The 24,852-nt window shown below is 38.2% G+C and carries 27 protein-coding genes; 5 read left to right on the top strand and 22 right to left on the bottom strand.

What is annotated here, in order from left to right; genetic code table 11:
• The first annotated feature begins 16 nt into the window (after positions 1-16).
• Positions 17-1,363, top strand: coding sequence for a DHA2 family efflux MFS transporter permease subunit (locus tag LKI_RS09240; RefSeq protein WP_013103883.1), 1,347 nt, complete (start codon positions 17-19; stop codon positions 1,361-1,363).
• Positions 1,364-1,380: 17 nt separating this feature from the next.
• Here LKI_RS09240 and argF read toward each other — a convergent pair whose 3' ends face one another.
• The 8 genes from argF to LKI_RS09200 form a co-directional block, all read right to left on the bottom strand.
• On the bottom strand, positions 1,381-2,394 hold the full coding sequence (gene argF / locus LKI_RS09235) for an ornithine carbamoyltransferase (RefSeq protein WP_013103882.1): 1,014 nt from the start codon (positions 2,392-2,394) through the stop codon (positions 1,381-1,383).
• Positions 2,391-3,779 (bottom strand): argininosuccinate lyase, encoded by a 1,389-nt coding sequence (gene argH, locus LKI_RS09230; RefSeq protein WP_013103881.1) that lies wholly within the window; start codon positions 3,777-3,779, stop codon positions 2,391-2,393. The genes argF and argH overlap by 4 nt, the downstream gene beginning before the upstream one ends.
• 39 nt (positions 3,780-3,818) lie before the next feature.
• Positions 3,819-5,045 carry an argininosuccinate synthase gene (locus LKI_RS09225; protein ID WP_013103880.1) on the bottom strand — a complete coding sequence of 409 codons (1,227 nt, stop codon included), beginning with the start codon at positions 5,043-5,045 and terminating at the stop codon, positions 3,819-3,821.
• A 156-nt stretch (positions 5,046-5,201) separates the two neighbouring features.
• Complete coding sequence (locus LKI_RS09220; protein ID WP_013103879.1) at positions 5,202-6,191, bottom strand: LCP family protein; 990 nt, start codon at positions 6,189-6,191, stop codon at positions 5,202-5,204.
• Between the two features lie 69 nt (positions 6,192-6,260).
• Complete coding sequence (gene mgtE, locus LKI_RS09215; protein WP_013103878.1) at positions 6,261-7,625, bottom strand: magnesium transporter; 1,365 nt, start codon at positions 7,623-7,625, stop codon at positions 6,261-6,263.
• 66 nt (positions 7,626-7,691) lie between these two features.
• A complete protein-coding gene (locus tag LKI_RS09210) occupies positions 7,692-8,594 on the bottom strand; it encodes an RluA family pseudouridine synthase (RefSeq protein ID WP_013103877.1) in 903 nt (300 codons plus the stop codon).
• Positions 8,595-8,669: 75 nt separating this feature from the next.
• Entirely contained in the window at positions 8,670-9,461 is a 792-nt protein-coding gene (locus LKI_RS09205) for an NAD kinase (RefSeq protein ID WP_013103876.1), read from the bottom strand.
• Complete coding sequence (locus LKI_RS09200; RefSeq protein WP_013103875.1) at positions 9,458-10,036, bottom strand: GTP pyrophosphokinase; 579 nt, start codon at positions 10,034-10,036, stop codon at positions 9,458-9,460. The genes LKI_RS09205 and LKI_RS09200 overlap by 4 nt, the downstream gene beginning before the upstream one ends.
• Before the next feature lie 257 nt (positions 10,037-10,293).
• Here LKI_RS09200 and LKI_RS09195 point away from each other — a divergent pair, with 257 nt between their 5' ends.
• From LKI_RS09195 to LKI_RS09185, 3 genes are read left to right on the top strand one after another with little or no spacing between them, the layout of a single operon-like run.
• The gene (locus LKI_RS09195) at positions 10,294-10,890 is read left to right on the top strand and encodes a DsbA family protein (RefSeq protein WP_013103874.1); all 597 of its coding nucleotides are present in this window, start codon (positions 10,294-10,296) and stop codon (positions 10,888-10,890) included.
• Positions 10,891-10,925: 35 nt separating this feature from the next.
• Positions 10,926-11,243: a hypothetical protein gene (locus LKI_RS09190; RefSeq protein WP_013103873.1), complete on the top strand. Its 318-nt coding sequence runs from the start codon at positions 10,926-10,928 to the stop codon at positions 11,241-11,243.
• The gene (locus LKI_RS09185) at positions 11,230-11,931 is read left to right on the top strand and encodes a class I SAM-dependent methyltransferase (RefSeq protein ID WP_013103872.1); all 702 of its coding nucleotides are present in this window, start codon (positions 11,230-11,232) and stop codon (positions 11,929-11,931) included. The genes LKI_RS09190 and LKI_RS09185 overlap by 14 nt, the downstream gene beginning before the upstream one ends.
• 41 nt (positions 11,932-11,972) lie before the next feature.
• Here LKI_RS09185 and LKI_RS09180 read toward each other — a convergent pair whose 3' ends face one another.
• From LKI_RS09180 to LKI_RS09140, 9 genes are all read right to left on the bottom strand, one after another.
• A complete protein-coding gene (locus LKI_RS09180) occupies positions 11,973-12,503 on the bottom strand; it encodes an adenine phosphoribosyltransferase (protein WP_013103871.1) in 531 nt (176 codons plus the stop codon).
• A gap of 98 nt (positions 12,504-12,601) precedes the next feature.
• On the bottom strand, positions 12,602-14,566 hold the full coding sequence (gene recJ, locus LKI_RS09175) for a single-stranded-DNA-specific exonuclease RecJ (protein ID WP_013103870.1): 1,965 nt from the start codon (positions 14,564-14,566) through the stop codon (positions 12,602-12,604).
• A gap of 32 nt (positions 14,567-14,598) precedes the next feature.
• A complete protein-coding gene (rnz, locus tag LKI_RS09170) occupies positions 14,599-15,543 on the bottom strand; it encodes a ribonuclease Z (protein WP_013103869.1) in 945 nt (314 codons plus the stop codon).
• A gap of 163 nt (positions 15,544-15,706) precedes the next feature.
• Positions 15,707-16,234: a peptide-methionine (S)-S-oxide reductase MsrA gene (gene msrA, locus LKI_RS09165; protein WP_013103868.1), complete on the bottom strand. Its 528-nt coding sequence runs from the start codon at positions 16,232-16,234 to the stop codon at positions 15,707-15,709.
• Positions 16,235-16,302: 68 nt separating this feature from the next.
• Entirely contained in the window at positions 16,303-17,256 is a 954-nt protein-coding gene (locus LKI_RS09160) for a ketopantoate reductase family protein (RefSeq protein ID WP_013103867.1), read from the bottom strand.
• A 257-nt stretch (positions 17,257-17,513) separates the two neighbouring features.
• Entirely contained in the window at positions 17,514-18,116 is a 603-nt protein-coding gene (locus tag LKI_RS09155; RefSeq protein WP_278183707.1) for a DUF3324 domain-containing protein, read from the bottom strand.
• Positions 18,117-18,201: 85 nt separating this feature from the next.
• Positions 18,202-18,990: an IS3 family transposase gene (locus LKI_RS09150; protein WP_278183706.1), complete on the bottom strand. Its 789-nt coding sequence runs from the start codon at positions 18,988-18,990 to the stop codon at positions 18,202-18,204.
• Between the two features lie 23 nt (positions 18,991-19,013).
• A complete protein-coding gene (locus LKI_RS09145) occupies positions 19,014-19,286 on the bottom strand; it encodes an IS3 family transposase (RefSeq protein WP_013103864.1) in 273 nt (90 codons plus the stop codon).
• A gap of 93 nt (positions 19,287-19,379) precedes the next feature.
• Positions 19,380-19,919, bottom strand: a complete 540-nt coding sequence (locus LKI_RS09140; RefSeq protein WP_013103863.1) for a DUF1542 domain-containing protein — start codon at positions 19,917-19,919, stop codon at positions 19,380-19,382.
• 405 nt (positions 19,920-20,324) lie between these two features.
• Here LKI_RS09140 and LKI_RS09135 point away from each other — a divergent pair, with 405 nt between their 5' ends.
• On the top strand, positions 20,325-21,413 hold the full coding sequence (locus LKI_RS09135) for a helix-turn-helix transcriptional regulator (RefSeq protein ID WP_013103862.1): 1,089 nt from the start codon (positions 20,325-20,327) through the stop codon (positions 21,411-21,413).
• Between the two features lie 33 nt (positions 21,414-21,446).
• Here LKI_RS09135 and LKI_RS09130 read toward each other — a convergent pair whose 3' ends face one another.
• The 5 genes from LKI_RS09130 to LKI_RS09110 form a co-directional block, all read right to left on the bottom strand.
• On the bottom strand, positions 21,447-21,707 hold the full coding sequence (locus LKI_RS09130; RefSeq protein ID WP_148215507.1) for a hypothetical protein: 261 nt from the start codon (positions 21,705-21,707) through the stop codon (positions 21,447-21,449).
• A gap of 24 nt (positions 21,708-21,731) precedes the next feature.
• Positions 21,732-22,118, bottom strand: a complete 387-nt coding sequence (locus LKI_RS09125; protein ID WP_013103860.1) for a hypothetical protein — start codon at positions 22,116-22,118, stop codon at positions 21,732-21,734.
• 140 nt (positions 22,119-22,258) lie between these two features.
• Positions 22,259-23,113, bottom strand: coding sequence for a dTDP-4-dehydrorhamnose reductase (gene rfbD, locus LKI_RS09120; protein WP_013103859.1), 855 nt, complete (start codon positions 23,111-23,113; stop codon positions 22,259-22,261).
• A 49-nt stretch (positions 23,114-23,162) separates the two neighbouring features.
• Positions 23,163-24,200, bottom strand: a complete 1,038-nt coding sequence (gene rfbB, locus LKI_RS09115) for a dTDP-glucose 4,6-dehydratase (RefSeq protein ID WP_013103858.1) — start codon at positions 24,198-24,200, stop codon at positions 23,163-23,165.
• Positions 24,201-24,210: 10 nt separating this feature from the next.
• Positions 24,211-24,807 carry a dTDP-4-dehydrorhamnose 3,5-epimerase family protein gene (locus tag LKI_RS09110; RefSeq protein ID WP_013103857.1) on the bottom strand — a complete coding sequence of 199 codons (597 nt, stop codon included), beginning with the start codon at positions 24,805-24,807 and terminating at the stop codon, positions 24,211-24,213.
• Positions 24,808-24,852: the final 45 nt, after the last annotated feature.

Raw genomic sequence — 24,852 nt, 5'->3', positions numbered from 1 at the left:
TGTTTAGGAGAATATTATGCATACAAATCATTGGAAAGTTATTCCCGCCGTCATCGCTTCTGGCATTTTAAGCTTTAGTGGCGTTCTAATCGAAACCGCTATGAATGTCACATTTCCAACATTAATGACCGAGTTTAATACAAATGCAAATGGTGTTCAATGGGTAACAACAGGTTACTTGTTAGCCATCGCTATTATTGTACCCATCTCTTCTTTTTTAATTCGCAATTTTTCAACAAGACAATTATTCATCGTTTCAAATATGTTATTTCTTGTTGGTATTATTCTAAATAGCCTTTCCCCCTCATTAACAATTCTATTACTTGGTCGTGTGCTTCAAGGTATTGGTACAGGAATTGCGCTGCCGCTGATGTTTCATATTATCTTAACGCAGTCACCTATCAAAAGTCGAGGCATGATGATGGGTATTGGTAGTATGATCACGTCACTGGCACCCGCAATTGGGCCAACTTACGGTGGCATACTATTGAATACATTAGGTTGGCGCACAATCTTTTGGTTTTTAATTATCTTAGTTTTAATATCATTAATTATTGGCCTGATGAGCATTCCAAATGAAACAGTTTCTCGCAATGAGAAATTTCCAATCAACACATTTGCCTTTTTAGCTATCGGATTGAGCTTATCGCTACTTGCAGTGGAAAAGTTATCGCTCATCATGTTAGTTCTTGGTATAGTATCATTGAGTGCTTTCTATATTGCCAACAAAAAACAAGCTTTATTACATCTCACTTTGTTTAAAAATCTTAATTTTAACCTATATATGTACAGTTTCTTAGTTTATCAAGCGATTTTGCTCGGTCTTTCTTTCATTTTACCCAATTATTTACAAATACAATTACACGTTAATGCTTCCGCAGCCGGTCTCTTTATGTTCCCCGGTGCTTTGATTGGTGCCATTCTAGCGCCGATTTCAGGCTCTCTACTGGATCATTTTGGTCAGTTTCGACCAGTGGTAATTGGTTTGATTATTTCTACAATTGCCTTAATACTCATGGTCAGTTATTTTCAACAACTTAATTTTTGGACATTAATGTTCATGCACATGCTCTTAATGGTCGGCATTGGCTTCTCTTATGCGAATTTAATGACTGTCACTTTAGCAACGTTGCCACCATCGCAAACAGCCGATGGTAACGGTATATTAAATACAACACAACAATTTGTCGGGGCTTCAGCAACAGCTATCGTTGCACAGCTTATCACAACGGCTGTACATGCATCACCAGAAACCGGTATGATAGTAGGGGCTCAAAAAGGTATTGGTGGCTTGACACTACTCATTGTGCTATCGCTCATGTTGTTTGTAGGCGCTCATTTCTACAATAAAAAAGTTGGCTAACTGCCAACTTTTTTTAATTAAACTTCTGGTATAAATAAATTCCCCAAAGTCGCTGCCATAACAGATTTAATCGTATGTAAGCGATTTTCAGCTTGTTCAAATTGATGTGCATATGGTGCATGGAAAACAGCATCCGTAATTTCCATCTCTGTGATACCAAACTTCTCATAGATTTCTTGTGACATAGTCGTCTTTAAATCATGAAATGCTGGTAAGTCATGTAAAACAATTGTCTGATCGTTATGTGTCAGCGCTACTAATTTTTCATTAATTTGATAAGGCGTCAACAACTTAATTCGTTCTTCAAATGTTTCTTCTTCTCCCATTGATGCCCAGACATCTGTATACAAAACATCAGCAGCATCCACACCAATTGCAATATCATCAGTAACCAACAATTCCGCACCCGATAAATTTGCCTGCTTTTGAGCTAATGCTTGAATTTCCTGTGTTGGCTGTAAACTTTTAGGGGCAACAATATGCACATTGACACCTAAAATGGCACCAGTAACCAACAACGAATTAGCGACGTTATTACGGCCATCACCCATATAAGCCAACGTCACACCTTCGATATGACCAAATTGCTCTTTAATCGTTAAAAAATCCGCCAACATTTGCGTTGGATGCCATGAATCAGTCAAGCCATTCCAAACAGGAACACCAGAATATTGTGCCAACTTTTCAACAATATCTTGTGAAAAGCCACGGTATTCAATGGCATCATACATACGTCCAAAGACTTTAGCCGTATCTTCTAATGACTCTTTCTTGCCAAATTGGATATCATGTTGACCCAGAAATTCAGCATGCGCGCCAAGATCATTCGCCGCAACAGTAAAACTTGATCGTGTCCGTGTTGACGTTTTTTCAAATAATAATGCAATATTTTTCCCTTGAAGATAAGGATGTGGTATATTATTTTTCTTCAAATACTTAAAATGTGCTGCTAAATCAATAAGCGTTTCTAATTCTTTTTTGGAAAAATCAATTTCTTTTAAAAATGATTTACCTTGAAAATGTGAGTTCATTGACGTGCCTCCAGCTTCTTCTGATTTCTAATAATTTCTTTTTTCACATTGCTTACTGCTGTACCACCCAATGATGTCCGACGGTCAACCGCCGTTTGCGATGCCAATACATGATAAATATCATCTTCAATTTGTGGCGCTGCTGCTTGTAACGTCTCTAATGACATTTTTTGTAATGGCGTGTGTGTTTGTAATCCTTGTAAGACCAGTTGACCAACGATGGCATGTGCCTCACGGAATGGCACACCTTTTGTGGCCAAATAATCAGCCAACTCCGTTGCATTTGAAAAATCATCTTGCGTGGTAGCAAGCATCCTCTTTTCATGCACTTTAAGACCACCAAGCATACCAGTAAATATTTTAATCGACGCAATGACTGTGTCCATCACATCAAATACCTGCTCTTTGTCCTCTTGCATGTCTTTGTTATACGCTAAAGGCAATGACTTCATCGTCGTTAACAGTGCCATCAATGCGCCATATGTCCGACCTGTCTTACCACGTACAAGTTCAGCAAAATCAGCATTCTTTTTTTGTGGCATGATTGATGAACCTGTTGAGAAATCATCTGAGAGTTCAATATAGTTAAACTCGTAAGTTGACCATAAAATTAATTCTTCTGCCATACGTGATAAATGCATCATCAAAATAGCAGCATTTGATAAAAACTCTAAAGCGAAATCGCGATCAGATACAGCATCTAATGAATTATGATAAATGTCACTAAAATCAAGTTGTTCCGCAACGAATTCACGATCGATTGGGAATGTTGTACCTGCTAATGCTGCAGCACCTAGGGGTAAAATATCGGTATGCTTGTTATTAAATTCAAAACGTTCATAATCACGTTGAAACATTTCAAAATAAGCAAGCAAATAATGGCCATACGTAATTGGTTGTGCGTGTTGCAAGTGTGTATAGCCAGACATAATTGTGCCAGCATGCGTAGTTGCCAAGGTTAGCAGTGTCTCTTGTAGTTCAGTTAATGCTTCAGACACGTGAGGCAAACGATGTTTCACCCACAAATGAAAATCAGTCGCTACTTGGTCATTACGTGAACGCGCTGTATGCAACTTGCCTGCGACAGCACCAATTTTTTCAGTTAACAACGCCTCCATATTCATATGAATGTCTTCATTCTTCACATCAAACGTTAACGTTCCTAGGGTTAATTCTTCCTGTAAAGATTTCAACCCGGCAACAATTTGTGCCGACTCCTCCGGTGTGATAATCGCTTGTTTACCCAACATTGTTGCATGTGCAATTGAGCCTTCTAGATCTTCTGCAGCCATTTGCTGATCAAAGTGAATGGATGCCCCAAATTCATCTACCCATTCTGCTGCTTTTGCAGTAAACCGACCGCCCCACAATTTCGTTGTTGCCATAATTATTCTCCCTTATGTACGGCGAAAAACGCCATGAACTTACTTAATTTTATTTTTCTTATCTACTGAATGCACATGGTTCACTTGTTCATAAACTGTGTTACTCAATGTCCACAACTTAATAAAGCCAACTGCTGCTTCTTGATCAAATGATGATGCACTTGTGTAGGTAGCCAAATCTTCATCATATAATGAATTATGCTCCGATTGACGTGCAACCGCAATCGCATTTCCCTTGAACATCTTCATTTTAACAACACCGTTAACATTCTTTTGTGTCTCGTCAATAAATGCCATCAAACCATCAAATAATGGTGATACCCACTTAGCTTCGTAGACCAAATTAGCTAATTGTTGCTCGATCATTGGCTTAAAGTGTGCCACATCACGTTCGAGTGTCAAATCTTCTAAATCTTTGTGCGCTGTCATCAATACAGCTGCAGCAGGTGCTTCATAAATTTCACGTGATTTAATACCAACCAAACGGTTTTCAATATGATCAATTCGACCGATACCATGTGCACCTGCAAGCTCATTTAATTTAATAATGAGATCAGCCAATGGCATTTCAACACCATCAAGCGCAACTGGCACACCAGCAGCAAATGTCACATCGATAAATTCTGGTGTATCTGGTGTCTTTTCAATTGGTGCTGTCAGAGCATAGGCACCTTCTGGTGCTTGGTTCCAAGGATTTTCCAAGATACCAGCTTCGTTAGCACGACCCCAAAGATTTTCATCAATTGAATAAGGTGATTCCAAACCAACTGGTACGGGAACATTATGTTCAGCAGCATAGGCAATTTCTTCTTCACGCGACCACTGAAATTCACGAATTGGTGCTTCAATTTTCATATCAGGGTCTAACGCATGAATAGCTGCTTCAAAACGAACTTGATCGTTACCATGACCAGTTGAGCCGTGCGCAATCGCAACAGCATCATTCTCATGGGCAATGTCAACTAATTTTTTAATAATCAAAGGTCGTGATAAGGCAGAAACCATTGGATATTCACCTTCATACAGCATGTTAGCCTTGATGACAGGTGCAACATATTGATCAGCAAACTCTGCTTGCGCATCAATCACAATCGACTGGCTTGCGCCAACTTGAAGTGCCTTTGCTTGAATCATTTCCATATCTTTACCATGTTGTCCAACATTTAAAACAACGGCAATAATGTCATACCCTTTATCCTTTAACCAAGGAATTGCAACTGATGTATCTAAACCACCTGAATAGGCCAATACTAATTTTTCTGTCATTTTGATTTCCTCCGTATTTATGCTATGTATTAATATTAACGCCTTTTGTTTATTTATTCAACATTTTCGTGACTATATACAACATAATACTGTATATTATGATTTTTTATGAATATTTTTGCAATAAAAAAACAAGTATCACTACTTGTTTTTTTATTACTCTGACATTTGTTCTGTAATAGCCGTGTGTACACGATCAATTTCTGTTTGACTCATGACTTCCACTGATCCCAGAGCACCCATACTTTGTGTTGTCCCACGCATTTGGTCTTGTTTAATATTTCCTAATGCTGAACGATAGCTCATAGCCAAATTCTTCATAGACGTTGTTGAGACATCTGTTTGTACATTATTCGAAAGTGTTGTCAACAGTGAATCATTAAACAAACTACCCACATTTGCCGAATTTTTCAAAACAGCACGAATAATCAGTTGCTGACGCATTTGACGACCATAATCACCATTTGGATCCGAATGTCTCATACGCGAGAAGGCTAGGGCTTCATTACCATCCATATGATAACTTTGTCCAGCAGTAAATGAGTATTGACTCTTAGAATCTGCTTGTGTATCATCCCCTTCTGTTGTAAACGTTAATGGTGAAGTCACGTCAACACCACCAACAGCATCGACCATTTTAACTAGGCCACCCATGTTAATCAAAATATAGCCGCCATTAATTTTAATATCTAATAAATTTTCTACGGCTTCTAACGCTGAATCCGCTGTACCATATGCAAAAGCCGCGTTAATTTTCATTTGTTGACCATTAACATCTACCAATGTATCACGTGCAATGGAAGTCATAGTGGTCACATTTGTTTTTGGATTAACAGTCATCACAATCATAGTATCTGTGCGACCTTTATAATCACGTCCTAATTCACCAGTATCTGTTCCCAATAATAAATACGAAACCGGCTTTTTAGCAGATGTCACTTGATCTGCCTTTTTGGTTGTCTTGGACGGATTTTGAATCTTGGTAATCGTGCGATTCATTTTGTAATAAGCATAACCACCAGTACCCACACCGGCTAACACAATTAAACCAATAATGATTAAAATTGTATTACGAATGCGGTGCTTTTTTTTAGGTGTTCTTGGCTTTCCTTTTTGACCTAATCTAATTTCTTCACGCGTTGGCATATTTCTTTACTCCTACAGTATTTTCATCATACATTGTAACACGACAAGTATTAAATTCTCATTGAGAACTTAACCTCCCACAAAATGAGCGATAAACAATTGTGCGACACTAAAATAGATGAGCACCGATGTTAAATCTGACAATGTGGTAATAAATGGGCCACTAGCTACAGCTGGATCAAACCCAATTTTATCAATGACCACTGGAATCAAGTATCCGGCTAAATTAGCAACAATAATTGCCATCGTCATCGCCAAACCAACGGCAACACCTAACATGGTATTTTGTTTCCACACCGCAACAATGGTAAAAACCGACACACCAGTAGCTATACCAACAATAATACCAGCTACAATCTCACTTAGAAAGTCTTTCCATCCAGTTTGCTCACTTCCAACTGCAATGCGACGAACCGCTAGGGCTAGCGCCTGTGTCCCCGCATTTCCAGCAGTTCCCGTGATGAGTGAGATAAATGCTGCCAATATTGATGCGCGCCGTACTAAATCATCATATGAACTAATTAGCGTTGCCGTAGTCATACCAAGTAACAAAAGTGCAATTAACCACGGGATACGTTTAACGGCAGAATGCCAAGGTGTATCATTAATTTGGCTAACGTTAACGGCAGCCAAACCAGAATAATCCTCTACGGCCTCTTCATCAATAACATCGACAATATCATCAACTGTAATAACACCTAATAACCGGTTGTTATCATCAGTAACTGGGATGGATAGGAAGTTATAATCAGCCACAATCTGAGCAACATCTTCTTGGTCATCACCAGCTTTAACACTCACAATACGATCTTTTGTTATTTCTGAGACAGCCAGATCGTCCGAATGCGTTAATAAGTCACGTAACGAAATCACACCTGTCAGCTGATCTTGAGAATCTAAAACATAGACATAGCTAATCGATTCAGCCTCTAATGCTTGTTTCTTGACCAAACGCATGACTTCATCGACATGCAAATCCTCTTCGACTGCCAAGTATTCGGTTGACATCAATGATCCGGCAGTTTGATCATCATAATTAATTAATTTACGAATCACATTTGCTTCATCTTTTGGTATCAAACTTAGATAGGTTGCGACTAGCCTCGCAGGCATCTCCTGTAACAAATCTGCTGCGTTATCCGCGTACATTTCTTGTAATATGCGTGCACCACGTTGTGGCGGCATTTCTTGCAACAACGTCACAATATCGACTTCGTCAACATCTAAATTATCAAAAACACGAGCTAATACATCATCCGAAAGTAAACGCCAAGCCACTGATCGAAATTGTGCGGGTAACTCTGCATAGACCTGTGCCATTTCAAAATCATGCAGCGACTCAAAACTTTCTATAAATTCAGTGTCTTGTCCAGAATGCAGAAGATCAGACAAAAGTTCAATCGTTTCGTTCAATTGTTCAAGTTGATCAGCCATGCTTCCCTCACGCCTTTCTCACCACAATGACAGTTGTCATCGTTTGATTATTAATGAATTGGTCTTTTATTTCAAATCTCTTAACCCTTTTAAATCTTCTGGTAGTTTCGTATTAAATTCACGGTATGACTCAATAAAAGGATCATAGAAACGCATGTGATACGCATGCAAGGCTTGTCTTTTTAAACCATACCAAAGTGGTCCACCATATAAATCATCCCCAACTAATGGATGCCCAATGTTTTGAAAATGAACACGAATTTGATGCGTCCGACCAGTATGCAACTGTACCTTAACACGTGTCATTGGCTGTTGACCATTTTCATCATAGCGACGTTCAACCCAATATTCAGTACGCGAAGGTTTACCATCATCGCGCACCTCACGTTTGATGAAATCCCCATCTACACGACCAATCGGTGCTTGAATATCACCATGATCATCGGGAAGAATACCACTCGTATAGGCTAAATAAAACTTTTCAACCGTATGTTCTTGTAATTGCTGATCCATCACTGCATGCGCAAAACGATGTTTAGCAAGCAAAACAATACCTGATGTATCACGATCTAAACGCGTCACAACATGAGGTACCAAGTCTTCGGCATGCGTTTCTTCCAAATGACCTTTGACTTGATTAACTAATGTGTGTAACCGATCTGCGTGTCCTGGTACTGTCGTAATACCATACGGTTTATCAACAACGAGCCAATGTTCATTTTCAAAAATAATATCCAATGGCTTATAGTCTGGAACAACTAAATCATTACTTGCTTCTGTCGGCATAATGATGGTGACTTGATCGCCATCATCTAAATAATCTGACGTATAAACCTGCTTATCATTTTTTAAAATAGCACCGCCATTGTGTTTCATTTGACTAAACATACGATGCGAAACACCATGTGCCTGTAAAAATGTTCTCACTTTTCGTTGTTCAGTACCAGAATATGTCCATGTAAATTGCATTGCTATGTATCGCATTCAACCAATAGCTGTTGGTTAAATGCTCCCTTCGTTAATTTAAATTATTTGCATTGATTATTAAATATCACTAATGAACGCACGATGAACACGTTGCCAAAAATCGACATGACGATAGGCCGCAAAATGCACTTTTTTATCAGCAACACGAAATCGTAATTCAGTAATATTTTTCACCTTGATATCCGACTGATCATACATCACCAAAAAATGGTCGCTTTTTGGTTTCATAATAATTTCCTGCCCTTCAGGAACAACTAACGGCGATCCCAAAGTTCGAAAAACACGATTATTAATCGATGCAATTTCAGACATTTGAATGGCAGGAATATTTGGATGTAAAACGGCACCGCCATTGGCTTTATTATAAGCCGTTGATCCAGTCGGTGTCGCTACGGCAATGCCATCACCACGAAAACGTTCAAACAACTGATCTCCTAAATAGATATCAGCTACTAATGTGCCAATAGGTTGCTTGATTGCTGCCTCATTTAATGCTAAAAACTTGTAATGCTCACCACTGTCATATACAACAGTCATTTCAAGGAGCGGATAAGTGACTTTTTGCCCATTATCTTTTGCTAAACTATCAATCAGCTCATCAAGCCCACTAGTCAGCCAATCCGTATAAAATCCCAAGTGTCCTGTGTGCAAACCAACAAAGCGTATATGTTCAATTTGATCAACATAATGCTGAAAAGCACCCAAAAGTGTCCCATCACCACCAACTGAAACCACAATGTCAGGGTTCTCATTGTCAATGACCACATGACGCTTGCGTAATCCTAAAATAAGCGCTTGCGTAATCTTTTGTGAGCTTGTGACATTGTTATTAAAAATTGCTATCTTCATTCTGTCGCCCGAATCTCACTGACCCTTTGATCCCATTCGAAGTTTTTGTCAGCTAAAACTGTCAGCTGATCTGCAACCTCAGCAGGCAACTCATCACCGTGCTTATAACGTAAATCATGTTCAATCGTTGCCCACACGTTCATGGCAATCGTTCGCACTTGAATTTCGGCAAGTACTTTGCGTTCGCCACCGTACATTTGTACAGGGTACTCAACCACAATGTGGTATGAACGATAACCAGAAGGCTTAGCGTTCATCACGTAATCACGTTCTTCTAAAATTTGAAAATCTGTTCGGTCACGTAATAACTCGACAACCGTATAGACATCTTCTATATATTTTGTCATGATACGCACACCGGCAATATCTTGTAAATCAAGAGACAATCGTTTTTCATCCAAATGTCGTCTCAGTATTTTTTCTTCAATAGATGCTTGTGTTTTAACACGCCCTGTTACAAATTCGATAGGTGAATTTTTACCATCTTTTTCATATTGATCGCGTAAACCGCGTAATTTAATTTTTAACTCTGTTACCGTCTGCTTGTACGGAACGAAAAACCGATCCCAATCCATGCCGACACCTCTTTCTACACGTCATAGTAGTTCGGAAAAAACCGACACTACAGCATTAAAAAAGTCCGTACCACCCAAAAGCAACTGTTAATCAACTCACCCACTTTGGGAAAATGCGCACAATCCCTTAATCTGTTACTCTTCATTTTAACACATTTTACTGCTCGTTTTGAGCAAAACAGTCGACAAGTCACTATTTTGCGGGTAAAATAAATTTTTGGATATTAAATAAAATGCACTTCACGGAGATCACACCAATGATTGATATTTATCAGTTTTTAAAACCACTTTCAGAAAACTGCTTTCGCACCGAAAAATGCCTGTTAACCGTAGCAGAAAGCCTAAAACAAAAAACAAGCATTCACTTTATTCCAATTATGACTACAGATGCTAGGCAACAGTTAGAATCATTTACGCCAGCAGGTTCCCGACCGGAAACACTACCAACTGTTTGTCGCGTTGCGCTTGATTTTAAAGCGGCACAACTTGAAGGTAACAAAAAAGCACGTTCTTTTTTGATGGCATTGCAACAAGCCTTAGTTACAAATAACCAGTCTTATAGTCATGAGTTGGTGATTGCTATCGCAAAGACAACACAGCTCAATGTGCCCGATTTTATCAGTAATCGGCAAACCAAGGAAACGATTCGTGCTGTTATCAAAGAACAACAATTAGCACAACAGCTCATGCCAAAAATTCAAGCCGGTGTGGCAATTGATGTTTCAACGCCATCACAAACAACCGTGTTAACTGATTGTTCAGCTAACAAATTAGTCTCTGCTTTTACACCACACTTGACACAACGTGTAACGCCTGACATATTACTACAAAATCTCAGTGTGTATGCGCATTAAACGAGATTCAAAACTTATTTTGGAGGCTTATTAATATGAAAAAGATGTTTCAATTTATTGGTGTACTTGTCACAGCACTCATTGGTTTATTCATTTTTATTCCTATACTCTTAACAATCATTGGTGTGGCCGTTCCCCTGATATTTTCAATCATCGCTATCCTGTTCTTAGTGATACTGGTTTGCTTAGCCGTTGGTGGTGTCATCACATTGGTTGCCATTTGGCGATTAAAACACCGTATTAAAAAAGGACACAATGCTGAATTTGTTCATCAAGGTAAAAACTATAATATCTATATGTCTCGAGCAGGCGAAACACATCATCGTCGGGATGTCACAGATGATGCGCAATAATTTACGCGCGTACGCTGAACAATTTCCTGAGCAACTTTGGATACAACAGAAACTCATTATTGCAAGTGATACCTTACAAGCACTAAAAAGACATGAATTGCCAGTTAAACCCTTACCACGCTTGAGCTTTAGTGAATCACAAATACGACACACCCCACGTCTCATGCCAGTTGATGACTTGTTATCTGGTTTTAGACAAGAATTAATTACTACTTTTGGCATCTGGCATTTACCCAATAAACTTTGGCTCAATGATCTTCATCAATTTATTGCGGGCCGTCGCGTTTTAGAAGTCATGGCTGGTAATGGTATATTAGCCTCTGGCTTACGTGATCTTGGTGATGACGTAGTCGCTACTGATACCTTTGCTTGGGAAAATCAAGATATTCAAACGCCTGATCCTTGGACACAGGTCACACAAATGAGTGGATTACAGGCTGTTGAGACACTTTCATTTGAGGTTGTGATAATGAGTTGGGCGCCCGATACTAATATCAGTGATGTTGATATACTCGCTGCCCTCCGTCAGCAACACTTCACTGGTGATTTTATTGTGATCGGCGAAAAAAACCGTGCGACTAATTCAACACAGTTTTGGCAAATGGCAGATCTTTCTGCCCCCTTATCACTGAACAAACATCACCAACCATTTGATTTTATTCATGATCAAGTATTCATCGTAAAATGAGACCAGAACTCAAGTTCTGGTCTCATTTTTTCTTATACACATTAATAAGTCATTAAAGCCATGGCTGGTACATCCCCAGCCTCCATAATCTTTTCACGCCCATGCAATGCTTTTAATTCAATGATGAAAGCCACACCAGCAACGACGCCACCGAGCTTTTCAATAATTTCACGTGTAGCATTAATTGTACCGCCAGTGGCTAGTAAATCATCAACAATTAAAACACGCTGTCCTGGTTTTATTGCATCTTTATGAATTTCAAGAACATTCTCACCACCATACTCCAATGTATATGAGGCGCTAACTGCCTCACGTGGTAATTTTCCGCCCTTACGCGCAGGAACGAAGCCAACATTAAGTGCATAGGCCAAAGGTGAGCCAACAATGAACCCCCGTGACTCTGGTCCAGCAATAAGATCAATCGCTAAGTCCTTGGCAAAATCAGCAATTTCATCAACAGCTTGTTTATAAGCTACGCCATCACCCATCAAGGGTGATAGATCTCTAAAATCAACGCCTGGTTCTGGAAAATTTTCAACTGTGGCAACGTAATTGTGTAAATCTACTGTCATTTTTCTCTCAGAGTACACAAGCATGCCTGCACAACCGAATCAAATTCAGCCTCAGTCACACTTTTTGTATTAAGTACTCATGCTTTCTATTTAATCATTTAACGGTCTGCCAGGAACTTTTGATAAGTTACTGACGATGATAATGCTTTTTGTGGTGCATTAGGAACAATTTTTACGAAACCGCCATCACTGATCCGGACAAACCCTAATTCAATAAAGACTTGCACCATAATATTAAGATCTTTTTTTGTGATGTGTAACAACTTGGCAATTTTATCCAAGTTTTGCGCAAAATTTAAATCTTGATGGCTATAAATAAATTTATAAACTTGTGCAAAGAATTTTTTATGTGCATCGTTTTCAGCAACTTCTGGTATGGCAACGTCAGTTAAGAGTAATTGTAATCGCTTCATACCACGGAAATAATTAATACCCAGTGTTGCGACAAACGACACATTTTTAGGTTTAACAACAATACCTGTCCAGTCTGGGTGGTTAAACCCTACTGCTTCAATTTGATTGGGCAAAGTCAACTTAATATGCTGCTTTGTTGATCCCATCGTAATGGCTTTTTCAATTTTAGGGTTTTGTATCTCAAATATAGGCTGCCTGTTGCCTGTACCAAATGGTTCCAGCAGGGTTAATGCATCGTAAACAGTTGTCGTTAACTCCTGCGTTGTCAACATCATATTCACATCAACAGCTTGTTGTGTTAATTCGAGAGCAGGTAAATCAGCTAACTGGTCACGTAAACGTGCCAAATTAGTCTCGGATATGGCTAATCCCAAGGCACTAGCATGACCTCCAAAAGTATCATATAATTCACGATAATTTCCCATTAAAGTATACAAATCAAAATTACCGTAAGAACGTCCTGATCCTTTGTAACTACCAGAAACTAAACTTAACACAATGACTGGTTTGTGTAACAGCTCAACAAGTCGACTAGCTACAATACCTAAAATACCCTGATGCCAGTCTTGACCAGCCACAACCAGCACTTGATCGTTAATATGTTCCTCAGATAATGCAATTTGCTTGGCAGCACCAAATACTTCTTCCACAATCTCTTGACGCTCTGCATTAATGGCTTCAATTTGTGAAGCCATATCAGTTGCTGTATCAGCATCTTGACTGAGTAGTAGATCTAGCGCTAAACTAGCATCTCCTAAGCGACCCACCGCATTTAAACGCGGTGCTATTTTAAAGGATACTGTTTCTGAAATAATCGGCTGGTTACTTGCCTGTCCAGCATTTTTTAAAAGCGCTGACAGCCCTGGACGCGGACTATCATTAATTTGTTTTAGGCCCCAAGACACCAATGTTCGATTTTCATCAGTTAATGAGACCATATCAGCTATTTCGCCAAGTGCCACTAAATCAAGCATCTCGGTTGGTAGGTCACTTTTATCTGTTACGGGTTGCCCATCAGTGAGTAATGCTTGAGCGACTTTAAATGCCACACCGACACCTGAAAGGTCATCAAAAGGATAGTGCCCATCAGGATGTCTAGGATGTACGATTGCAAAAGCCTCAGGTAAAGTTGGCCCAATTTCATGGTGATCAGTAATAATCACATCAACACCCTGAGCCATGGCATAAGCCACAGCTTCATGACCACTAACACCATTGTCCACTGTAACGATCACTTGGGCGCCAGCATCAATTAAACGTTTGTAGGCATCAATGTTTGGGCCATACCCATCTAAAAAGCGATTGGGGATATAAGCCGTAACATCTGCTCCCAACACTTCAAGCGCTTCTACCATAATTGCTGTACTGGTGACACCATCTAAATCATAATCACCATACACCACAATTTTTTCACCGCCAAAAGCTGCTTCTGTCAACCGTTCAAACGTTTTGTCCATATCATGTAGTTGCATGGGATCATGCAACTGCTCAATACTTGGTTGTAAATACTGAAAGGCAGTTTCAGGGGTTGTATATCCTTTTTGTGCAACAATCGTCGCTGCAATTTGGTCAATATTTAATTGTGTTTGCAGTTGTCGCACAACTTTTTCAGGTGGTTTTGACAATATTTGCCAATTTTTTTGACTCATTGTAACCTTCTTTAACGCGTGAACGATTGAATTCACACCTCTTTTTTAAATGGAATATTGATGATATCCAGATCTCTAGCAACGGTTGTGTTTGGAAAAATACGGCGAACATCTGTAATCAATGTCTTAACCATTGGCCCAACATAACGTGCAGATAAGTGGGTCAAAACGAGTTTATCGACGTGTGCTCGCTGAGCTACATTTGCAGCAGTCACACTAGTTGAATGTGCATGGGCACGCGCCATTTTTGCTTCTTCTTCTCCAGCACCATACGTACTTTCGTGCACAAGAACATCCGCATGGTCAGCCAATATTTCAACATTATCGTTAGGACGCGTGTCTAAAATAAAAGTCACAACACGGCCTTTTTGGCTTGCACCGATATAATCCTGACCATCCAAAACACGGCCATCTGGTAAAGTCACCACTTTACCGGCTTTAAGCTGACCAAATATTGGCCCTGATGGTATGTTTTCTTGACGTAGTTTATCGACTAATAGTTCACCCGGATGGTCTTTTTCTTCGACACGATAGCCCCATGTTTCAATACGATGGCGCATTTTGGCGCCAATAACACGGAAAGTTTTGTCTTCAAAAATGACCCCTTCCTTAAGTTCAGCGTACACGATTGGATAAGATAAACGCGTTTCTGAAATACGTAAGGCAGTCTGTACATACTCTTTAACACCTTTTGGCCCATAAATTGTCAATGGCTCATTTTTATCAGCGCCTTGAAATGACCGCGAACTTAAAAAACCAGGTAATCCAAAAATATGGTCACCATGTAAATGTGATATGAATATTTTTTCAACTTTACGTGGCCGTATCGTTGTTTTTAAAATTTGATGCTGTGTTGCTTCACCAACATCAAATAGCCATACGGCATTACGTTCATCAAGCAAACGTAATGCAATACTTGTGACATTTCTAAATTTTGATGGTTGCCCGGAGCCGGTTCCTAAGAATTCAAGTTGCATTTTATTTTGACCGTTAAATTATACCGATGACTGGTATCTCATTTAACGTATTCTCCTCATTAATTAGGTGTTTTTGTAGCCACCTATAACCTATTTATTTTACCATATAACAGCTGATTTTGGCGTCACAATCCGAATACAAAATAAAAACAGCTCACGCTGTTTATTTTTTTTGCCAATTTTTTTGTTTAAATGCCAAGCGTTGTTCCATTTCTAAGGCTTCACGCGTAGGTTCTTTTTTGTAAAAATCTTGATGATATTCTTCTGCATCATAAAATGGTTTGGCATCCTCAATCGTTGTCACAATTGGTTGTTCAAAACGAGCAGAAGCCTGAAGGCTAGCTTTTGACTGTTCAGCAATTTCGCGCTGTGCCTGATTGGCCACAAAAATCACTGGACGATAATTATCACCACGATCTTGAAATTGACCCATGGCATCTGTTGGGTCAGTTTGCTCCCAATAAATGGTTACAAGTTCATCATAAGTCAGCTTTTCAGGGTCAAACCAAATTTTGACGGCCTCTGTATGACCTGTTGTATGTGAACTTACTTCTTCATAAGTTGGGTTGACTGTGTGTCCACCCGTATAACCAGAGCGTACCTTTTCAATACCTGGTAATGAATCAAACGGTTCAACCATGCACCAAAAGCAGCCGCCGGCAAAAATAGCTGTTTCAATCGTCTTTGTCATATTTATCCTCCAATGATTCTATATGCGTTAATTAAAAATACGTCATATAATTGCCACTTAGTTATAAACTAAATTTCAAAAGTTTCCTGCTGTTTAGCAATTTTGACACGTTCAATGTCTTCTTTGGCGTGAATCAGGTGTGTAATCATCATATTGAGCGGTGTTGGCACATCTTCTTGCTGACCAATTTTTGCAAAATAACCATTCAAAAAATCAATCTCTGTTCGCTTACCATTTTGAATATCTTGGTACATCGATGGATAATGATTTCCCGCATTTTCTGGTTTTAATAAATTTGTTAAATCAGACATAATTGCAGCAATATCCACTTTAATACCCTGCAATGCACCGACTTTTTGAATTTCATTCAGTATTGTTAAAGCCAAGTCCATCCCGTTGCCAGCAGTACCAAATTCAGCAATATTAGCATCTAGTAGTACCGACAATGGATTCAAAACTGAATTGATCCCTGCTTTATGCCAAATCGCAGTCAACACGTCATCAGTCAGTTCAACATGTAATCCAGCCTGATTCATGGCATCAACCACTGGTTTAGCATTCGCGTGACCGATGGCTTGTAATTTAATCGAACCGCTACCAGTCGTATGAATTTCCCCTGGCTTGACTAAACTTGATGTCCATAGTGTCACCCCAGCCAAAATTTGATCACGTGCCACATGCTTTTCGATGACTTCAATATTTCCTAAACCATTAGATAACACAAGTAATTGTGTCTTCTTAGTAATAACTGGCGCAATATCTGTTAACATGCGATCAAGTTGCGGTGTCTTTGTTAATAGAATGATTAAATCAAATTCTCCGGTAACTTCTTGCGCTGTCATAACAGGTACAAAATACTTCCTAGGCGCTTGATTATCATGAATGACGGTTAAGCCATTGGTATTAATGGCGGCAATATGGGCTGGCCACCCATCAATTCCCGTAACCTCATGACCAGCAGTTTGTAACTTAACACCTAATCGTGCACCAAGTGCGCCAAATCCTGCAATTGCTATTTTCATACGTTGCCATATGCGTACAATAACTCGTACGCTTCCTCCGTTTTAATTGTGCCAGAACTCATACCTTAAGCGACTAGCTAAAGTGGTGACAATTGTCATTAATATGATACTTATAGCTTATCATATTTTATGATTACGCGTTTAGGTGAGGCTTATACGCCAAAATTTTAACTCGAATTAATTAAAACCTTAAAAAAGTACGAATCGACTAAATAGCGATTCGTACTTTTTTAAATGTTAGTCATTAAGTTTCAATATTACGATTTTGATTTTTTGTTTTGCCTAATCAAAACAACGATTAATAGTATAATCACGAGGAACAACAAAGCACCTATAAGGATATAGATCCAGTTATTGTTATTCGTATTTGCTTTTAAATCAACATCAGATTGATTCAGTGTTTTTGCTTCTGTTGACTTTATTTTAACATCTCTTGTAAAATGCCACGTTTTCGGCTTGTCGTAAGCAGTGCCCGTGACAGCTAGTTTCAACGTGTAATTACCAGGTTTCATTGCTGTCCCTTTTAATGCAACAGGATACGGGGAATTACTATTTGGCGCCATCTGCATCTCATTAGTCAACGACGAATATACTGGTGACTTGCCACCTTTAGCATATATTTTAGCGTCTACCTTAACCTTTGATAATAAAATAGATTGATCATTTTGAATACCCACATTGATGACATTTCGTGCGTTGTTCTGAGCTGGCTTAACTGTTAATAAATTCAAGTTAGGCGCGACCCGGTCATCTGTTTCTTTCAAACTAAGTGCCACGGCATAAGCGTAGTGGTTTTGTACGCTGGTTCCCTTACTTGAAGCACTACTTTCAGCCTCACTCTCTTTTTGTTGAAAAACAATACCACCTAAAATAATACCACTATATTTTTCTTTAGGTGCTCGTATGTCAATAACTTAGACACAATTCGATAGAGGGCACCGTGTGTTAAGCGATTAAATTAATCCGCTTTGTGTTAAACCAATTGATGTACCATACTACACGCGCAATCAATTCAAATTTACTTGAAAATTGGTTTGGATGAATTAGCTCCCGTTTCAAAATTGAATGGCATACTTCAATTCTAGCGTTATCATACGGATGCCCTTTTTTAGAATATGAATGCCTAATCTGGTGCTTTTGCATCACTTCATCAAATGTTGAGCTGGTGTATTCACTGCCCATATCTGTGTGCAAATAACGCGGTGCGTCATGGTGTTTCAACGCGTCAGTTAAAATGTCGGCGACAAATTGCCCATCACGAACGGTACTAACCTTATGTGATAAGACCTTACGCGCTTCTGGATCAAACACCGTGCCTAAGTACAAATGACTGCCACCGGGCATTTGGATGTACGTCACATCAGCTACCCAAATCCCGCTCATGTCATCAAAATGCTTAACCAAGTTTGGTCGTTGCGCATACAAAACTTGTGTAACGGGCTTTCTAAAACGCCGTTGCATGATGGATTGGGCTTGAATGGCTTTCATTAAGCGCCAAACGCGTTTGACACCAACGGTTAAGCCTTGGCGTTTCAAGGCAACGTGAATGCGTTTGTAGCCGTAAACTTTGTTGCTAGATAACCAAATGTCATAGCCAAGGTCTGTGATACGTTGGTTTTCCAATTCACGTTGACTTGGCTGACGAGACAACCATTGGTAATAAGTACTGCGTGGAATTTGCAAGACTTTGAGAATTGTTGTGATGCGATGGCCAACGGCTAAGTTGGCTTGAATGATTGGTAAAGCGGTGATACGGTTTAACGCTTTGCCAGTAACACCGCCGCTCGTTTTAAAATATCAAGTTCTTCTTTCAAACGGGCATTTTCTTTTAAAATTTGCTTCACTTCAGCATTGGTAAATACTTTATCACCAATGGTTTGTGTGCCATTATTGTTAATCCACTTGGTCAACGTTGAGACGCTGACACCGTATTCTTTTGAAAGTGAGTTGGCAGAGCGGCCACTTTGATAAAGTGCCACCATTGATTGTTTGAAGTCGTCTGCGTAACGAAAATTTTTAGCTTGAGCCATGCTAGTGAGTTCCTTTTCTTTTTGAAAATTATACCGTGAATCCTCTATCAAAAGTTGTCCACTTTACTAGCATACGAGCAGTTGTCCACTTTACTAGCATACGAGCATTACTGACTTTGTCTCGTCTTTGTTTTGATTATCATCATTAGTTGCATTTTTATCTAATTCTTGATTAACATCACCAGTACCAGGAACATATTGATTATCGATATTAATAATACCAGCAGATTGTGTATTATTAACATCATTTGATGTAGTAGATTGGTCAACATTATTTTTAACCTTAGTAGCAGTATTAGTCACATTTTGAATCTGCTTATTTTTTTCATTTTGAGATAAACGAGAGTCATTATTAATGCTAGTGGTAATCTTGCCAGCCTCGTTGTCAATAGCCGATTCAGCAGCTTGTTTTTGAGTATCTGTTGCTAAGTCACTAGGTACTTTTGTATCTATCAAACTAGTTTTGGTATCATTTTGATTTGTTGTTGTATCCGCACTAACAGAAGTGAAGGTCGAAACCACACTAAACGTGATACCAGCTAAAGCTGTTACCCAAAATTTAACATCTTTGTAAAGTTTATAATGCTTATTTTCATTTTTTTTTAACGAATTATTATTTTCTTTATTGAACATAATTTTTTCTCCCTAAGTAATTATTTTTCAGCTATCTTTTAATCGTTTTTATTTATAAGCGATTAAATATTTAAAAAACAGTCAATCAAATTGGTAATTTATATGATTGATATTATTTATACAAAATTAACCGTATGAATAAATTGTAATAACTATGTTTTTTGATCATAAACCAGTTCCCTTTCATACTTAAAATGATTCTAATCTGAGTCTATCACACAGACTTTTTAAATATTTATAACAAAAGAACCTTTTATATCAAAAAAGGAACCAATTTTTCTTTTTACAATAAAAACATAAAATTTACTGCTATAATTAGAAAAATCAGGAGCATAAAATCGAAAAAATAATTTATTTCTATAAATTTATGATTATTCAATTTATTATTTTTTAGGGAGGGGGCCTATGGATAACTTAATTCTTTTAGCTCAATTATTTGATGGTTCCGTTTTTTTAATTGGCTCACCAAATGATGACGTATACTATGCCAACAGTATTAATGATGAAAAAAAAATAGATATTGATAAACTAATCCGAAAAGTTGCTAACCTAGAGATAAAAAATGTATATGAAATATTTATTTTCACAGATGGTTTTATTTTACGCATAGCAGCAACAAAAAAAACAACAATTTTATTTGTTGTTCTTCAACAGGAAAATTTAAATTCGCTAAGCCTTGAAACTAATTTAATGCGTGTCATGAGTGATAAACAGATATTATGTAAATCACTTTATGCTATTTATACCAAAAAATGTCCACCAAATAAGCAAATACTTTTTCGAAAATTAGACACAAATTCGCTAGACAACACCGACAATAAATTAGATGATATATCAATCATAAGTACTAATTTAATGCTAGCTATCAATGAATCTAATAAGCAAACCTTTAAATTATTTTTAAATCAATTCCTTAGTCTACCTATAAATGGCAAACGTTTATCTATCAATAGTTTAACGCGTGGCGAAAAAAATATTTTAATTAGTTACGTCGCTATTATTCATCGTAATATGATTGTTCATGGTTATCCTACACACTTATCACTTAAATTACAAAGTGAAATCGTCAAAAAAATTGAATTATCATCTCATTTTACAAATTTAAGCAAAATTATTACTGACTTAGCTTGGTTGTACTTTAGAGAAATGAAAAAATTTAATCAAAAAAAGCATTTACCTGCTGCGAATTTAATCAAAAATTATATTGATAAACATACCAATGAAAAGTTGACTTTAAACAATATTGCATCCGAATTGACTATACCAATTAATAACTTGAATCCTATATTTAAGAAAAAGTACTTTGAATCAGTCAAGTCTTATATTATTCATAAAAAAATACAAGACGCTGCACAATTATTGATCAGCACTGACTTATCAATTAATGAAATTTCAGAAAAATTAGCATTTGCAAGTGCTAGCCACTTCACATCTTCATTCAGAAAGATAAAAAATATCACGCCAAAAAGATATAGAAACATGCACAAAATTTAATCATCCTAAAAATAGAATATATTTAATAACTATTTATTCAATATACTCTCTCAATATAAAGCCATCTAATAATTTATTGACGTTTATGCTGGCTTTATCTAATGCACTTGAGACTTCTTCCAAAAATAACCAGAGATTACTTTGGCTATCTGTGTCTTGCTTTTCTGTAAACATATTGAGTGCATTAATGGCATGATCTAAATCAAGTTGTACTGATTGTAATGTGGTGTTAGAAACACTATAAATACTAAGTAATCCAATGGACGTTGAACATGACGATCTGAATACATTCACTTTATCCATTCGTTCGTCTAAATCTTACCGTTCACTTAATAAATCGTTTTCTTGTAATGCTGATTCTGATTGATCATCGATGTAGTCATCGACATATGCATTAAAATAAATCAATTCTAAATTAATGCCATGTATATTGGTCAAAATGTTTTTAATTTCGTCCAACTTACGAGCATTTAATTGATCACGATCGTTTAATTTTTTTGTTTCAGCAATTTGATTTTTTGTATTAATTGCTGCAATAATTGTTGACACTAAGATGCCGACAATAGCACCATAGGTATTGCCCCAAAAACTAAGCCAATCACCTTGTCCGCTATGCGGCCACTGACACCAATATTCAATAGACAACGGTATACCGATTGATACAATTACACAAAAAGCAACAATTAAAACATGATGTTTTTTCAAAACCTTACTCCTATTACTATTATGGTCAACAAGACTATTTTACACGTTTCAATTAAGCTTGTTTATTTATTTTCATAAAAACGCTCGAAATGTCAAAATACATTCCGAGCGTTTGCTTTTTTAAAATTATATCTCATTACTTATTTTTCGTCGCTGACATGTAACCCAATCAAAAACGCCTCCAAAGCTTCACGCCAATTCAAAATCTCAAATCCTGTTGCTTCAGCTTTCTCCAAACTCATCACAGAATGTCTTGGACGATAAGCCTTTTGTGGAAATTCAGCACTAGTTACTGGCGTTACTTCAACATCGGTATCCTTCAAAATTTCACGGGCAAATTCAAACCATGTCGTCGTCCCCGCATTAGACAAATGATAAACACCATAAGTCGCCTGAACATTAATTAAATGTAGCATAAATTCAGCTAATGTTCGTGTCCAAGTTGGTCGGCCTAATTGATCATTGACAACTGTTAACTTAGGATGCGTTGCGGCTAATCGTCGCATCGTATAGACAAAGTTATTCCCGAACTCACCAAATACCCAGCTGGTACGGACAATATAAGCATCAGCGCCACTTTCTGTAACTGCTAATTCACCGGCCAACTTAGCGCGACCATAAGCGTTTTGTGGATTCACTGCATCTGTTTCGACATAATCATTATTTTTTGTACCATCAAAAACATAGTCCGTTGATACAGCAACTAACTTAGCGCCATATTGCTTAGCCGCATCAGCGACGTTTTTCGTGCCATCGACATTCACTTGCCAATTTAATTCACGTCCTTCATCCTCTGCTAAATCAACTTTTGTGTAAGCTGCAGCGTGAAACACAACGTCTGGTTGTTCTTTTTCAAAAGCTGCTAAGACTGCCACACGGTTCGTAATGTCCAATTGTTTAGAATCAAACGCCACAAAACCCAATGCGCGTTCACGTAATAATTTTTGTAGTTCTTGCCCTAATTGACCATTAGCACCTGTGATTAAAAACTTCATTTCAATTCTCCCTTATAGACAAAAAACTCACCTGACGTGAGTTTTAAATTTATTGATTATTTTGTGCGTACTTTGCTTCAACTTCATTTTTTTCAGCTTGCCACCAAGATTGATTATCTTGATACCACTTGATCGTATCAGCTAAACCTGTTTCAAAGTCTGTATACTTTGGTGTCCAACCCAATTCTTCACGAATTTTTGTGGCATCAATAGCATAACGCAAATCATGCCCTGAACGATCTTTTACAAAGTCAAAGTCATCTTCGGCCTTGCCCATATCTTTCAAAATTGCACGTAAAACAGTGATATTATCTTTTTCACCATCAGCACCAACCAAATAAGTCTCACCAATCTTACCTTGCGTTAAAATTGCCCACACCGCAGTCGCGTGATCGTAAGTATGAATCCAATCGCGAACATTTTTACCCGCGCCATATAATTTAGGTTTAATGCCAGCAATAATATTCGTCACTTGTCGTGGAATAAACTTTTCAATGTGTTGGTATGGCCCATAGTTGTTCGAGGTATTAGAGATCGTTGCTTGCAAACCAAATGAACGCACCCAAGCACGAACTAACAAATCAGACCCTGCTTTTGTTGATGAATAAGGACTTGAAGGGCGGTATTGCGACTCTGAGGTGAACTTTTCCCCAGCCCCTTCACCATGACCTGGCAAGTCTTCACGTAGTGGCAAATCACCATACACTTCATCCGTTGAAACATGATGGAAACGCTTGTTGTACTTGCGTGCTGCCTCAATTAAAGTGTAAGTGCCAATAATGTTAGTCTGCACAAAGGGAGACGGATCTTTTAGTGAGTTATCATTATGACTCTCGGCTGCGTAGTGAATCACGGCATCTGTTTCAGATACGAGTTGATCAACTAATGGTGCATCCACAATGTCGCCGACTACTAGTTTAACGCGATCTTCAGGCAAACCTGCCAAGTTTTCCTTGTTCCCCGCATAGGTCAACTTATCCAAAACTGTCACGAAAACATCAGGATGTTCTTCAACAATATAGCGGACAAAGTTCGCACCGATAAATCCAGCACCACCAGTTACTAAAATATTTTTGTATTCTGTCATAACGATTCTCCTATTGTAATTGCTCTTTTGTCAGTGGCACAACGTCTTCTAGTAGCGGATGATTTTTATCTGCTTCACTGACTTCAGCATTTTCAACATCATCCCACGTGATGCCCAAGGCAGGATCTGCATAGTTGACAAAGGCATATTTTGGCTTTAACGCTAACGCCCAATAATCATTAACCAGATAAGAATATGACACTGTCTCACTCAATACCTGAAAGCCGTTGGCGACACCACGTGGTACGTAAATACCCTTACTGGCATCAATCACGGTCTGGTAGACATGCCCAAATGAATCACCTTCGCGTAAATCAACCCAAGATCCTAACACACGACCATTATCAGCCACAGAAATATACTTATCCCATGGTTCCGCATGTAAGCCACGCAAAACACCCTTGCGTGATAAGGACACATTATTTTGTAATTTATTGTCTTGGAAAAATGATTCAGGAAAACCTAAAGGTAACATCTTTTCTTTTTGAAAGTTTTCTTTAAACCAGCCACGATTATCACCGTGAACCGGAATATCAAATTCAATCATGCCAGGAATTGCAGGAATCGCTTTCCCCGCTAACTTTTTTTCGAAAAAATCTTCAGTCATTTTATTTCCCTTCTTCGGCGATACTAAAAAAAGCTAGGCCTTTAA

This window comes from Leuconostoc kimchii IMSNU 11154, from assembly GCF_000092505.1.
GTDB lineage: Bacteria > Bacillota > Bacilli > Lactobacillales > Lactobacillaceae > Leuconostoc > Leuconostoc kimchii.
Note: the sequence above shows the minus strand (reverse complement) of the source record. Positions and strands in the feature narration are given on the sequence as shown.